Origin of the sequence: Bradyrhizobium sp. LTSPM299, from assembly GCF_000938235.1 — a bacterium.
In the GTDB taxonomy this organism is placed as follows: domain Bacteria; phylum Pseudomonadota; class Alphaproteobacteria; order Rhizobiales; family Xanthobacteraceae; genus Bradyrhizobium.
Genome location: NZ_JYMU01000085.1, coordinates 164336 through 177994 on the forward strand (window position 1 = coordinate 164336; position 13659 = coordinate 177994).

12 protein-coding genes are annotated in these 13659 nt (G+C 58.2%); 3 read left to right on the top strand and 9 right to left on the bottom strand.

Annotation, left to right across the window (positions count from 1 at the left end; all coding sequences use genetic code 11):
- Positions 1 to 7: 7 nt before the first annotated feature.
- The 8 genes from UP10_RS36550 to UP10_RS36580 form a co-directional block, all read right to left on the bottom strand.
- Positions 8 to 904 (bottom strand): fumarylacetoacetate hydrolase family protein, encoded by an 897-nt coding sequence (locus UP10_RS36550; protein WP_044592000.1) that lies wholly within the window; start codon positions 902 to 904, stop codon positions 8 to 10.
- Positions 905 to 936: 32 nt separating this feature from the next.
- Positions 937 to 1983, bottom strand: coding sequence for a cupin domain-containing protein (locus tag UP10_RS36555; protein ID WP_050043988.1), 1047 nt, complete (start codon positions 1981 to 1983; stop codon positions 937 to 939).
- A 35-nt stretch (positions 1984 to 2018) separates the two neighbouring features.
- Positions 2019 to 2951: a methylisocitrate lyase gene (gene prpB, locus UP10_RS36560; protein WP_044592001.1), complete on the bottom strand. Its 933-nt coding sequence runs from the start codon at positions 2949 to 2951 to the stop codon at positions 2019 to 2021.
- Positions 2948 to 4648 carry an FAD-dependent oxidoreductase gene (locus tag UP10_RS36565; protein ID WP_063775423.1) on the bottom strand — a complete coding sequence of 567 codons (1701 nt, stop codon included), beginning with the start codon at positions 4646 to 4648 and terminating at the stop codon, positions 2948 to 2950. Before UP10_RS36565 ends, prpB begins: the two co-directional genes overlap by 4 nt.
- A gap of 417 nt (positions 4649 to 5065) precedes the next feature.
- Positions 5066 to 5626, bottom strand: coding sequence for an SDR family oxidoreductase (locus tag UP10_RS46825; RefSeq protein ID WP_197086993.1), 561 nt, complete (start codon positions 5624 to 5626; stop codon positions 5066 to 5068).
- Complete coding sequence (locus UP10_RS43575; protein WP_044592002.1) at positions 5565 to 5888, bottom strand: SDR family NAD(P)-dependent oxidoreductase; 324 nt, start codon at positions 5886 to 5888, stop codon at positions 5565 to 5567. Before UP10_RS43575 ends, UP10_RS46825 begins: the two co-directional genes overlap by 62 nt.
- 54 nt (positions 5889 to 5942) lie before the next feature.
- Positions 5943 to 7391: an MmgE/PrpD family protein gene (locus UP10_RS36575; RefSeq protein WP_044592003.1), complete on the bottom strand. Its 1449-nt coding sequence runs from the start codon at positions 7389 to 7391 to the stop codon at positions 5943 to 5945.
- Positions 7392 to 7470: 79 nt separating this feature from the next.
- On the bottom strand, positions 7471 to 8904 hold the full coding sequence (locus UP10_RS36580) for an FAD-dependent oxidoreductase (protein WP_050043989.1): 1434 nt from the start codon (positions 8902 to 8904) through the stop codon (positions 7471 to 7473).
- A gap of 746 nt (positions 8905 to 9650) precedes the next feature.
- Here UP10_RS36580 and UP10_RS36585 point away from each other — a divergent pair.
- Positions 9651 to 10244 carry a hypothetical protein gene (locus UP10_RS36585; protein WP_050043990.1) on the top strand — a complete coding sequence of 198 codons (594 nt, stop codon included), beginning with the start codon at positions 9651 to 9653 and terminating at the stop codon, positions 10242 to 10244.
- Positions 10245 to 10350: 106 nt separating this feature from the next.
- Here UP10_RS36585 and UP10_RS36590 read toward each other — a convergent pair whose 3' ends face one another.
- Positions 10351 to 11379 carry a LysR family transcriptional regulator gene (locus tag UP10_RS36590; RefSeq protein ID WP_156180627.1) on the bottom strand — a complete coding sequence of 343 codons (1029 nt, stop codon included), beginning with the start codon at positions 11377 to 11379 and terminating at the stop codon, positions 10351 to 10353.
- Between the two features lie 157 nt (positions 11380 to 11536).
- Here UP10_RS36590 and UP10_RS36595 point away from each other — a divergent pair, with 157 nt between their 5' ends.
- Positions 11537 to 12751, top strand: coding sequence for an ABC transporter substrate-binding protein (locus UP10_RS36595; RefSeq protein WP_044592004.1), 1215 nt, complete (start codon positions 11537 to 11539; stop codon positions 12749 to 12751).
- A 113-nt stretch (positions 12752 to 12864) separates the two neighbouring features.
- Positions 12865 to 13614 carry a glucose 1-dehydrogenase gene (locus tag UP10_RS36600; RefSeq protein WP_044592263.1) on the top strand — a complete coding sequence of 250 codons (750 nt, stop codon included), beginning with the start codon at positions 12865 to 12867 and terminating at the stop codon, positions 13612 to 13614.
- The last annotated feature ends 45 nt before the right edge of the window (positions 13615 to 13659 follow it).

The following is a 13659-nucleotide window of genomic DNA, read 5'->3' on the forward strand; positions in this document are numbered from 1 at the left end:
CGGCGCCTCAAGCCGTCGCAACGGACGCCTTCTCCCATACAGGATGTGCGCCCTCCTTCCCCTGCTCCACGTCGAGCACCATCTCGCCCACGCCGGCAATCCGGATTTCGACACGGTCCCCTGCCCTCAATGGACCGACGCCCGCGGGCGTCCCGCTCGCGATGATGTCGCCTGGGTATAGCGTCATCACCGACGATGCCATGGAGATCATTTCAGGCACGCCCACGATCAGATCCCGCGTATTCGCTTTCTGCCGTAAATCCCCGTTCACCGTCAGCTGCAGGTCGATGTCGTAGTACCGCGGCACTTCGTCCGCCGTTGTGATGTAAGGGCCCATCGGACAGAACGAGTCGAACGACTTCCGCATCACGCGTTCCTCCTTACCGCGGACGACGACATCGATAAGGCAGGAGTAACCGAAGATATGGTCGAGTGCACGTTCGACAGGAATCCCGCGTCCACCCTTTCCTATGATGATAGCGAGTTCGCACTCGTGGTGGATCTCGCGATCCGGCAGAGCCGGGAGCACAATTGGGTCGCCGGGACCACTGAGACTCGAGTTTGACTTGAGAAAGAAGCCTTGCCCACTCGCGTTGAACTTCGAGATAAGTCCCGTTCCCGCCTTCATCTCGTCGATATGTGCATGGTAGTTCGCCGGATAGGCAATCACCTTGTTTGGCCAGGCGATCGGACAATTGAACTGCGCCTCGGTAAGCGGAATCCGCTTGGCACTCTTAAGCTCATTCAGCAACCGCGGCTTGATGTGTTTCAGCGATGCGATGAAACGCAACATACCGGTCGGCGGCCAGCTGACCGGATCATAATTCACGACACGAGAGACGTCGGCGATGAATTCGCCATCGATGATACCGATGCGCCCTTGATTGAAGTTCGCTATCTTCATTTTTTGCTCCGTCTATGGCGGGGTTCAGGCCGTCAAGCCGCCTCTTCCCGATACAGACCAAGTGATTTCAGGACCGGAATGTCGTTCACCTGGAACAGTACGGCATCGGCCTTTTCAGAACGGTTCTGGTGCGCGTGCACGGCCCAAGGTGGCAATGCCAGAAAATCACCCTTCGACCATTCGAACTGGGTTCCGTCAATCACCGTCATGCCTTCACCGCGGACTACGTAATAGACGACGCTGCCCGTATGTCGGTGGGCCTTGCATTTCGCACTGGGCCGCAACGCTTGTATGGCGGTGCCGATCGTCGGCAGGGCGGGACCGCCGGTCAGCGGATTCTGGTACTCAAGGAGCGTGTCGTCGAACGGGTCCGGATCAAGACCAACCGCTTGCGACAGCGCTTCCTCTGCTCTGGCCCATTTGTAAGCGAGAACGGGGCTCGGACCGCCGCTTCGTTTCTCGTTCATGGGTCGCAGCAGACCACTCCCGAACTCGCGGTAGGAACGGTCCGAAATCTGATTGACCGATTGCCGCGGCGCATCGGAACCCTCAAAAAAGGTTGCGTGTAGTGATCGGACGAGTGAAATGTCAAGGACGTCCAGCCAAACCATTGGCTTGGTGCCCTTGTGTTCGTGATCATGCCAAGTCCAGCTGGGTGTCAATACGAGATCGCCCTCGTTGATCACGTACTGCTCGCCGTCTACGATCGTATCGGCGCCGCTACCTTCCATGATAAACCGAAGTGCCGTTGCGGTGTGACGGTGCGCGCTCGCGATCTCGCCGGGCAAGATATATTGGATTGATGCCCAGAACGTCGGAGTTGTACCGTAGGGTAAACCAGGATTGGTGAGACGCAACGTCCGCCGTTGTCCGCCCTGCTCGAGCTTCAACGAAGCTCCAATCTTTTCGAGCAATCTCGACAGGTCAGCCGCCTTCCAATGGAAGGGTTGCATGGTGCTCTTCGGCTCCCTCGTGAAAACGGGCGGATCGTCCGGTTGCGCGACCCGAACTCCGTACTTCGCAAGTTCTTCGGCCAGCTCTTGACGCGGCTTGGCGTCGGTCATGACTTCAGAGGCCATGGTTTCTCCTGTTATCCTTATGGTTACGGGAGTCCTCAGGTAGTTTTCGCGCGTAGACCACGCATTGAATCGGTCACCACCGTCTTCTTGATTGAATTGTCGAGAGCCTCGTAATCTGCGTAGTGGATGAGATCGTAGAGCTCTGCACGAGTTTGCATGGCGTCCAGCATCCCGTCGGCACGCCCCTCATCTCGCAGCTTCCCGTAGAAACGCTCTTGCGCCTTGGCCGCGATCCTGAGCGCACTTACCGGCCAGATAACCATCCTATAACCCAGCGACCCGAACTCGGCGGCGGAGAGGTAAGGCGTCCGACCGAACTCCGTCATGTTGGCAAGTAAGGGCGCCTTAACCTGTTTGGCGAACTCCCGAAACATGTCTTCGCTCGTGAGAGCCTCGGGGAAAATCGCGTCGGCGCCGGCCTCCAAATACAGTTTGGCCCGCCGGACGGCGGCGTCAAACCCCTCGCTGGCAGCCGCATCCGTTCTGGCGATGATATAGAGGTGCCTACGGGTCCGGGACGCGGCGGAGACCTTGGCGGCCATTTCTTCGGGCGAGATCAGCTTTTTATCGTTCAGATGGCCGCACTTCTTCGGCAGTTCCTGATCTTCGAAATGTACTGCCGCCGCGCCGGCTTCCTCGAAGCTACGGACCGTATCCATGGCGTTCAGAACGCCTCCGTACCCCGTATCACCGTCAACGACCACCGGAAGGTCGGTGGCGCGGCGGATCTGCCGGATGAAAAAGCAGACGTCTTCCTTGCCGAGGATCCCGAGGTCCGGAATTCCCATGGATGCCGACACCGCAGCGCCTGACAGGTACACGGCTTCAAAGCCAGCGCGCTTCGCCTGGAGGGCTGCCAAGCCGTTGTAGGCGCCAGGAATCTGCAGGAGACCAGGACCCGAGAGGAGGTCTCGGAGACGATCTCCCGCCGGACGCGGATCGAGAGATGTGGAGGTGAGATAGGTCAATGAGCGCTCCCCGCCGAGACATTATCCTTGGAAGACAAGCGGTTGTTTTTCGCGAGCGACCGCTCAGTTGCCTTCCCGAAGCCACGGACGGTGTCCATGAGGCTTCCGACATCGTCCGCCGGCGAGTTGCCGCGCCAGGCAACATGTCCGTCGGGCCGAACCAGAACGTAATCGGCGCCATACGCTTCGCGAGCTTCGCGCTCCTCGTCCAAATCGACGACCTTCAAGGGAATTCCTCGCTCCTTTGCGGCATCAACGAAGCTGTTACTTCCGGCTTGACGGTTGGGCGCGAAGCACAGAAGGACGAAGCTGCGACCGAACAGGTCCAAGGTAGAACTGCCGTCTTTCAACCAGACGTGCGGGGCGCGATGACCGGGCCGCCCGGTTTGAACGTAGTTCGATACCTGATCATGAGGAGCCGTGCTGCCGTCGGGGCACACCACCGGTGAATGATAGTAGTTGAAGCCCAAGTGGATGCCGGTGGAATACCATTCCTGTTTCATAATCTCCGTATACCAGTCGCCATATTCCCGTCGGGCAGCCTCGCCTTCGGGCCCTGGCCTGAAGGCGATTTCCGGCGGGGCCTTGCGGCGCGCAGCCAGCATACGGCCGAGATTCGCGCTCGCCTCCTTCACGGCTCGTTCGGCGACGGGCTTTCGCTCGATGCCGTAGGAACGCAACAATTCAGGACCACCCCATCCTTTAAGGACCCCCTCAAGCTTCCACGACAAATCGATCGCATCTGCAATACCGGTATTCATCCCGAAGCCGCCCGTAGGGGACATCAGGTGGCAAGCGTCACCAGCAAGGAAGACGCGCTCCGTGCCGAAACTCTCGGCGACGAGCTCCCTTCGCGCCCACGGCATGATCGACTCGATCTCGAACTCAAATGGCTTGCCCATCGCGCGCAAGATCAGTGCGCGGATTTCAGTTTCGGAAATCTCTCGTTTCGACTTGTCGCCGATGATCGACATTCGCCATCGATTCGCGCCGTCGATGGCGACGATGGTAAGCCACGTTCCTTCCGGGCCGATGAAAATGAAGCGATACGCCTTACCCTTGTCGTGAAGCGCAGGAAGATCCTTACACCGGAATATCACGTTGGTAGTGTAGGTGAGAACCGGTTCTCCGTGCATCGGAATCCCCAGCTTCTCGCGAACGACGCTCGCCGCCCCGTCAGTTCCTACCAGGTAATCGCAGGAAACCTGATACTGCTCCCCCTTTGGGTCGCGCAGCGTCGCTAAGACTCCGGTTTTGGTCTCGTTGAAGTCGACCAGTTCCGTTCGATAGCTGAACTCCACCACGCCGTACTGACTCGCAAAACGCTGAAGGATCGGATCGAACATGTCTTGTGGGCAACGCTCCCGCTTTTGAGCGCTCTGGGGTGGACACGGCTCTTCATCCTTGGTGGGCATGCGCTCGCGGCCAAATTCGAGGCCAGTGAGCGACTCCACCCAAACGTTGTCCTGCGGATAGTCCCGCGGATATGGCGAATTCTCCACCCAACTGGCAATACCCCAGCGGCGACAGAATTCCATCGTGCGGATACCAACCATGTCCATCTTCGGCTGATAGATTGACCCATCCGATTTTTCGACCAGACAGCATTGCACGCCCCGCCAGCCCAGATCTCCGGCCAAAGCAAGTCCGACCGGCCCCGCACCCACGATCAGTACTGGTATCTTCGGGTTAGTCATCCAATGAGCCCCAGCTTGGTTGCGTTGCACATCACCAATTTGCCTTCCATGAGGTCCCATCTCTTAATTGGTCCGACCTTTTAACTTTTGCCGAGAAAACTGTCAAACTCCAAATCTGCAGAACTGCCATCCTTCCAACGTGGAGTACGCATTTGACCATTTAACGTGAATTAGTAAGAGGCCGCGGGACAGACAGCACCCGCTTGCGCTCTTTCTCACCACGAATGGTACGACCATTTATTCATATTGTCGAAACTGTCGAACTCCAGAATCGAGGATGAATGGCGTTGGGGAGCGGCGGGCGCGGGGATCATCGAATTGGTGTCGCTTCTACAACTCCGGGGTCCGAGTTGTAGCGACCCACCGCGCGGACATTTGCTTTACTTCAGGACGGAGATCCGCGTTGAATTGCTATTGTTAGCCGGCACGAACTTGCGGCCCGCCAGTCAACAATGAGCCACCGCACGCGGCGATACATTCGCCCGTTACATATGACGACATGTCCGTAACCAAGAACTCGAGTACGCCGGTGAAGTCCTCGAGCCTACCGTGGCGCCTCAGTGGAATGTACTGCAATTCAGCTGCTCCCCCGATTCCTCTGGCTGCAGAGAGCGCTGCCACCCGCGATGTCAGGAATAAGCCGGGAGCCATGCTATTCACTCTGATATTTTCCGGGCTCAGCTCGGCGGCTAAGTGTCGGGTATAGTGGTTTACGGCAGCTTTGGCGGCCGCATATCCCGCGTATTTTCCCGCTGGATAAGTCCACAATCCCGCTGCGGAAGATACATTTACGATCACGCCACCGTTTAAGGAACGCATCACGGGAGTGGCGGCCTGACAGCAGTGGACCATCGTCATCAAATTGACGTCCAAGTTCGTACGAATGTCTTCTGGAGGAATCTCCGCCGCGGTCCCGTTACCGGATGTAGTCAGCCCCCCTGGCGACGTTGACCAGGATGTCGATGCGGCCGAGTTCACTCTTGATATGCGCGAATGCCTGATCGGTGTCTGACTTACGGGTCAGGTCTACCTCGAGCTCGAGGCTGCCTACGCCCTTTGCGATCAGCTCCCCGGCTACGGTGGGAGCGGACAGTTGCTCGTCGTACCGGGCCGCAGCTTTCATATCGATGTCGAGCAGGGCTACGTCCGCACCCATCTCCGCCAAACGGTGAGCAGATGCACGACCGAGCCCCCTGGCTCCGCCCGTGACGATGGCGACCTTACCGAGAAGCTTCTTCACGCGTGGTGCCCCCGAAATGAGTTTGTAACTGCTTGAATGGGCGGATGATGTAAATCAGCGTTCGTCGAGACTGAGGCTCGCAACGAGCTCCCGCACATCTCCAATCTTTTCGACGTTGAGGACCTGATCCACCATTTGATCAATCCGGGCATCCCACCGATCGGATAGCGGCGCCATCGGGCGCACCATTCGCTTGAACTTTTCGATAACATCGCCTTCCGTATAGCGGCGCGCTCCCGGCCATGCATCTCCGAAGGCAAAATCGCTCTGCGCCTCGAACTGTCGGCCGCGTGCGTTGACGACCGCTCGCGAGGGAACCTTGAGCACTCCCTCTTCCAAACCCCAGCTCTTCGGATCGAATCCCCGTTCGTCGTTGCGGACTCGAACCCTTTGGCGCAATCGTCGCGCCTTGTCGCCTGCGAGGTTCTCCTTGGTGAACCAGTCGGGACCCGGCGGAACGCCCATTGCGACCATCGCGGCGGCGTGAGCGAAGCTGAACGTTGCTGCAACCAGGTTCGGCGGATCGCCGGTGGACGCAAATCGCGGGTAAGGGATCATCGGGAAAGTAAGCAAGTCGACGCATTCGATCTCGTTGGGAAGAAGTTTATTTTTCCGCACGACTTCGTGGAAGGCGGTGAGCGCGTAGTGAATCCAGCGGCAGCACGGCCAGAACTTGATCGAGGTTTCCGGCAAGTACCATTCGGATCCTCTGCCGCGCAGCATGGCCTCCGGGTTGAGAATGACGCCTTGAAAGACCTGCGCGTAGCTGTCGGAATCGAAGATGTTGCGGATACCTCGGACACCCTCTCGGGCGTGCAAGGCAGCCATCAGACCGCCCTGCGCATTCCAGCCCGTATCGGCGTACTTGAGCATTCCGAGATCCTCGTCGCGTCCCCATTGTTTCGACCAGTCCCGCCCAACCATATATTGCGCACAGTTGCCGTAAGCATCGGAAAGCTCCGCCGGCGTCATCGCCAGAAGTCTCGCGGCTGCGGTACACGCAGCATGGACGCCTTGACCCGGACCTACGAGGCCTGTCCAGCCCTTCGTCCTTCCTTGCTCATCGACTGTGACGCGGGGACTCAAGAAATTGCCAAGGCGCACGCCGACTTCAAAGCCAAGAGTGAAGGCGCTCAGGAGCGACTTGCCGTCTTGGCCTCCCGTCTCTGCGAGCGCGAGCGCTACTCCGAGAGCGGCCTGGGCGTGGTGGCCTTGGACCTTGTAGCACTCGTCCATGTCGAGGATGTTCGCAAGACGACCGTTAGCCCAAGCCGCGGTTGCAGGATTGGTTCGCTGGCCGCTTCCCAGGACCGTGGCTTTCCCGCCTTCGCCAGATTGGCGGACGATCCGACGTACGGCCAATCCGGAAGTCGTGCCGATGGCGCCCATGGCGCAGCCTATGGTGTCCAGCATGAGAAGCTTCGCGGAACGCGCGATGGATTCGGGCAAGTCCTCGAAACGGACAGAGAGCGCGTATTCCGCGAGCTGTTGTGTGACTTCCATCCCGTGACCTCTTCCAAAAGAGGGGCTCGAACCCTGCGCATGTAGCGGCGGCCCGGCGATCACTGCACTCAGCGTCGCATCACGCCATCGACGCCCGAATCGGCGACGATCGAATACTCCGCGAAGCACGACGAACTGCGTGCTGCGCTGCCAGCCGGCCGAACACGCACCCCTTCCCGAGCGAAGAGCCGCTCATGTAGGCCTCGCCGTGGAAGCCGCCCATGATTTCGCCGGCGGCGTAAAGACCTTCGATTGGTTCACCGAAGACGTCGAGCACACGACCGTCGATGTCGGCGTGAAGACCACAGTAAGTCGATGTCAGGCCGGTCGTGCAGGCGTAGCCGTAGAAGGATGGCGCCTCGACGGGAGTGGGCTTACCGTATCCAGTGCTCAGCGAAGTCCTGCCGAATTCGTCTTGAACGGTTCCCAGACAGGCTTCATTGTAGCTTCGGATCGTCGCTTGCAGCGCCTGGCCATCGATATTCAGTTTCGCGGCGAGCTGTTCGATGGAATCGGCTTGCTCGATCATTCCTGCGTTCAGTGCGCCCTTGAAGTCGGCTACCGTGGGCAGCGGCGACGACTGATCCATCACGACCTGGTCGAAAATCTGAAACGCCCGTGCTTCCGGTTGCATCAAGCACCGGTCCCCTATCGTCTTGTACGATATGGATTCGTTGACAAATCGTTTGCCGACGCTGTTGACGATGATTGCTCCCCGGTACATAGCCGATACGAGGCGAGGAACGTGGTCCTCGATATCCGCACTAGGCGGATCGAAGGGTGCGCCGAACGTACCCTTCGCGTAGGGCATGTCCAGGAGATCGGCTCCGATGGCCCAAGCCATGCGCAAACCGTCTCCGGTGTTGCCGTGGCCCCCCATCGGCCTCGCCGCACGCAAGTGAGGCACGAAACGCTCGACCAGGTCCGGAGCGCGCGAAAAGCCACCGCTGGCTAGGATGACCCCTCCTCTCGCGCGGTAGATCTGTCCGGACGCAAGGGTGACTCCAGTCACTCTGCGCCCCTGCCCTTCAGGCTCGCTCAACAATCTGCCGACGGCAGCGCCGGACACATAAGTTACATTCGCCTTGAGAACGAGCTTGTGAAGCGTTTCGAGGACCTCCGCCGGATCCGTGCTGTGGTTTCGGGGAACCGATTGGCCTCCGCTCAACGAGACCTTGTCAAACCGTATCCCCAGCGCCTGTAACCATTGATACGCCTCAAATTGACGTTCGGCATAAACATGTACCAGTGAGCGGTCGCTCCGATACGCGCCTACCTTCATCAGGTCTTCTTCAAGCAGTTCCGGCGTGTCCGCGATCCCATTCTGCTTTTGCACCTCGGTGCCGGCGAAAGCGAAGGCGCCACCGCACATTCGCGTGCTGCCGCCGTATCTCTCCGTCTTCTCCAGAAGCAGTACCGAAGCATTGTGTCGCGCCGCCTCCAAAGCCGCGCAGTGTCCGGCCATGCCCGCGCCGACGACGATGGCGTCGAAATCCGAGGTGTCTACGCTCACTCGCAGGTTCCTTCTCCCCAAGACGGAGCGACTGTCATGACAGGCACGGGGGTCACATCCGCGCAAGCATTCAGGCCCTACCTAATGGTCCGACCATTTTAAAGTGTCAAGACCCTCGCGGTCAAGCCGTCCCGTGCGACCTGACTAAGCACCTAAATGTGAATTTTGGCCGATGGAAAGCCAGAGAGAAAAGCCAGCGAGAGAGAGGTCTCACGAGGCCCTGAGACTCAAGCGGCGCTACGACAGGCTTCGTATTAATCGATCCCATGGCGTCGCACTTCGCTATCGTTGCTGTGACAGCCCGAGGCCTAGCGTGAGCACGACCTCACCGGAGGCCATCGAGAGTCGCTCTCCGCCCACCAAAATGTGGGTTCCTAATTCGACCTCAAGCAACAATCTCAAAGCGATTTGGCGCATGCCTGTGAGCGTTGTAACCAATGGCGGAACAAAGACCCGGGCACTCAATAATCCTCCGTCCGTTCCAGCAGTTTGGGTTCAACTGTCAATTACAATGGCTCCACCGGAAAGCGCGAACAGGGACGGGCATAAGCACTTGGTGGCAGTCATGTTAAGCGCAGCTTCACAGCCTGTTATCGACAACGATGATTGTTGGACACCCGGGGAATTGTAATCATCGCCTTCGGAACGGCCGGTCAATGATGATTGGTGACTCGCAAGGTCCAGCTTTGTCGGTAGGCGCACGCTGTCCTTGGGACTTTGCAAGATGACAGCCAGTGGAGCAAGCAATGAAATTCGATATCACGCAACGTATACATGTCGTTGACGCCGCGATAGACGCCACAAGGAATAAATTGCACAAGGCGATTCTGGAAAATTATCGACGTCACGCCAATCTTGAGGTCTGCGGTCTGTGGGAGCAGATCCTGACTCCGGATATGACGGTGCCAGAACCCGTTTACCGGATTCATAACCGCGATCAGTTACGCATCGCTGACGGAATGGCCGCCGTAAGAAGTCTCTATCGCTCGCTGGTAGAGGCGGAGAGTACCGTTATCTACCACACCGACGAGTATATCATGGTTTCTGACGAAGGGTTGATGACCAACTACATCAGCCATCGGTTCTGGCCCGGTCACAAGCTGCAGGCGCAGGGTGTCGTTTTGAGTGACGGACCCAACGCGCACTATATTGTCAGCCAGAGCCTCAACAATTTCTTTCCCTACAACGAGCACGGAATTCTCAAGGGGGAAATAGTCTATCACGGGGCCGACATGCATATCGCACGCTGCCCGCCGGAAGAGTTGATCACGGTCGAAGAATGCCGGGAACGATTGTTGCCGCTCATGAAATCTGCTGACGAAATTCGTCTCCGGGCGTAATCTGGTTGCCACCGGCTTTCACGGTAGCCGGTCCGAAATACAGAAGCGAATGTCGCGTGAGCGTACCTAATGCTGTCGCGCTTTTGTCCGCTGCAGGGCCTGGCGTCTAGATGCGTTCGTGGCGCGCGTCGACTTCCAATGCCACCCCTGCACCCTGGTACAAGACGGGAAGGTAGTCGTCGGGCTCAAAATCCTGGCGCATCCGCGCGTAAGCGAAGTCTGCAAATGCCCTTAGCTTGGCTTGGGTATGATTATGGTTCGGGTAGTAGAACATCAGGCCCGCCTCCTGCACTGCGAACTCATCGAGAACTATTTCCAATTCGCCTCGTACGAGCTGACTCATGATGAGGGGTACCGGCACGCGGGCCAGACCCACCCCCCTCAGCGCTGCTCGCGTCACCATATGCACGTCGTTCAATATTAGTGGGCCATCAACTTGAATTTTTCTGCGTCCCGCTTCGATATTGAATTCCCAGTCAAACATCGCGGTGGCCGAACGCCGCATCTGGATGCACCTGAACTGCGACAGATCGTTGGGTTGGATGGGACGACCAAACCTTTGAAAGAATAGCGGGGTCCCCACTACGGCGAAACGAATCGAGGGCGTTAGCCGGGTAGCAATCATGTCCACCGGGACAAAATCTGCGCGCCGAATACCTCCGTCAAAGCCTTCGGCTACGATGTCGACCAGGCGATCCTCTCCAATGATTTCAAGCTGCAATTTGGGATACAGCTCGCAAAAGTCAGGCAGAAGTCGATTAGCGAGAAGAGGCAGCGTGGAGCGTGGAGAATTTATGCGGAGACGACCGCTCACCTCCTCGCCGAGTCTTCCTGCAGCACTCAAGCCCAGGGTGAGCATTTCGATACCGGGCCGCGCATGCGCCAACAGCCGTTCTCCAGCTTCCGTCAGGGCGAGACTGCGCGTGGTTCGCGAGATCAGCGGTGTTCCAACCCGGCGTTCCAAAGAACCAATCATCTGGCTTACCGCCGATGGCGTGACCCCGAGATGGCGCGCGGCAGCCCGAAAGCCACGCAGCTCGGCTACGACCAGAAACGTCACGAGCCCATCAAGATGGGCGCGCTGGATTGGTAAGGGCTTCTGCACAGGTTGTTCCAACATCAACGAATTGTCCAACCGCCAATGCTTGCTTAACTTTGGATCGCATCGCCGCGCAGCGTGGGATTGCTCCGTACGGCCACGCGTCAGCCAATGAAGAAGAGTGTCAGGGATAGGTTATGTCAAGTTTTTTGTCCGGCGGTGATACGGCAGGAAACGTGACCGGGAGAACAAGATGAAGGCTCCGATATGTGCGTTCACCACCGTCTTTCTGCTGGCATTCGTAGCCGGAGCCGGGGCCGCCGAAAGGCAATACGGCCCCGGCGTTACCGATACAGAGATCAAGATTGGGCAAACCGTTCCCTATAGCGGGCCTGCTTCCGCGCTCGGCATAATTGGGCGCATCGAAGGCGCCTATTACGAAATGATCAATGCCAGCGGCGGCGTAAACGGTAGAAAGATCAAATTGATTTCCCTCGATGACGCCTACAGTCCGCCCAAGACGGTCGAGCAGACTCGCAAGCTGATCGAGCAGGATGAGGTCTTCGCAATCGTCGGCACCTTTGGAACGCCGGGTAACCTCGCGATCTCCAAATACCTGAACAGGAACAAGGTGCCGCAAATCCTCATCGGCACGGGTTCGCCAAAATTCTCCGATCCGAAGAACCTGCCGTGGACGACCACGTTCGTCATGTCGCTGGAAGTGGAGGCCAAGATACACGCGCGGTATCTTCTGGCGAGCAAGCCCGACGCTAAAATCGGAATACTGTTCCAGAATGATGACTTCGGCAGGGGGTTCGTAAGTGCGTTTCGCGCCGGACTAGGCGACAAGGCCGCCGCCATGATCGTCCAGGAGTTGAGTTACGAGCTCTCCTCGCCAACGATCGATTCCCAGATCGCCTCGCTTAAGTCGTCGGGGGCGGACACTTTCTTTCAGGCGACTACTCCCAAATTTGCCGCGCAAGCGATCCGCAAGGCAAGCGAGATCGGTTGGCGACCATTACAGATATTGCCGATTGGCGCGTCCCAGATTGCGACCGTGCTGCAGCCCGCGGGCCTTGAAGCCTCGACCGGCGCTCTCGCCGCCGTTTTCGCTAAGGCGCCGGGCGACACCATCTGGGAGACTGACGGTGACATGCGCGACTACTACGCCTTCATGAAAAAGTGGGCGCCATCGGAAAACGCAGCGGATTCGGCGGCACAATATGCGTACTCGACCGCCGAGATGGCAGTTGTGCTGCTAAAGAAATGTGGCGAGGAACTGACGCGGGAAAACCTGATCAAACAGGCGACAACAGTCAAAGATTTGCAGATGCCAATGTTCCTGCCAGGAATCAGGATCAACATGTCTCCCTCGAACTATACGCCATGGAATCAAGGGAAGATTGTGCGTTTCGATGGCACGAGGTGGGTCCCCATCACCGACTTGATTGAAGTGCCAGATGATTAGGCCGCGTTTTGTCTGATCCGTCGTCGTCACACATTCTTATTTTAAAGCCGCTGCTTCGCGCAGGGATTGACGCGCAAGAGGCGGACCCAACAATACGAGAAGGAAGAGAGATAATGGCAAAGCTTGACAGGAAGATCGCACTTATCACCGGCGGCAACAGCGGCATCGGCCTCGCCTCAGCTAAGCTATTCGCAGCCGAAGGTGCGACCGTCGTCATAGCCGGCCGGCGCCAAGACGCCCTGGATGCTGCTCTGTCCGAGGTTGGATCAAGTGCGATCGGGATTCGGTGTGACGTCGCAAATCTCGACGATCTTGACCGCCTTTATGCCGAGATAGGCAAGCGATACGGCCGCCTGGACATTGTCTTTGCGAATGCCGCGATCATGACGGTCGCGCCGATAGCGGCTGTTACCCCGGAGCACTTCGACCGCGAGTTCGGTGTCAACGTGCGCGGCTTGTACTTCACCGTGCAGAAATCTCTTCCTTTGTTACCAGACGGGTCATCCATCATCCTGACCTCTTCCGTCGCCCACTTTAAGGCGACGCCAGGCTTTCAGTTGTATGGAGCGGCAAAGGCCGCCGTGCGTTCATTCGCGCGAGGTTGGACGACGGATTTGAAGGACCGCAAGATCCGCGTCAATTGTCTCAGCCCCGGACCGACAGAGACGCCGCTCTCAGGAAAAATGGGCGTTTCCCTCGAGCAGGTAATGCAAGGCAGACCGAACCTCCTTGCCCGCATTCCGCTTGGGCGCATGGGAGCGCCTGCTGAGGTTGCGTCGGCGGCCCTGTTCCTCGCCAGCGACGATAGCTCGTTCATTACGGGCATTGACCTGTGCGTTGATGGAGGATTGGGCCAGGTCTAGCCGTCGCGGCGTCTATGGCCGGACTTAAATTGCGCCCAATACCGC

Coding starts and splice junctions, on each gene's coding strand:
- UP10_RS36550 (WP_044592000.1), bottom strand. CDS start 904: ATGAAGATAGCGAACTTCAATCAAGGGCGCATCGGTATCATCGATGGC.
- UP10_RS36555 (WP_050043988.1), bottom strand. CDS start 1,983: ATGGCCTCTGAAGTCATGACCGACGCCAAGCCGCGTCAAGAGCTGGCC.
- UP10_RS36565 (WP_063775423.1), bottom strand. CDS start 4,648: ATGACTAACCCGAAGATACCAGTACTGATCGTGGGTGCGGGGCCGGTC.
- UP10_RS36575 (WP_044592003.1), bottom strand. CDS start 7,391: ATGGAAGTCACACAACAGCTCGCGGAATACGCGCTCTCTGTCCGTTTC.
- UP10_RS36585 (WP_050043990.1), top strand. CDS start 9,651: ATGAAATTCGATATCACGCAACGTATACATGTCGTTGACGCCGCGATA.
- UP10_RS36595 (WP_044592004.1), top strand. CDS start 11,537: ATGAAGGCTCCGATATGTGCGTTCACCACCGTCTTTCTGCTGGCATTC.
- UP10_RS36600 (WP_044592263.1), top strand. CDS start 12,865: ATGGCAAAGCTTGACAGGAAGATCGCACTTATCACCGGCGGCAACAGC.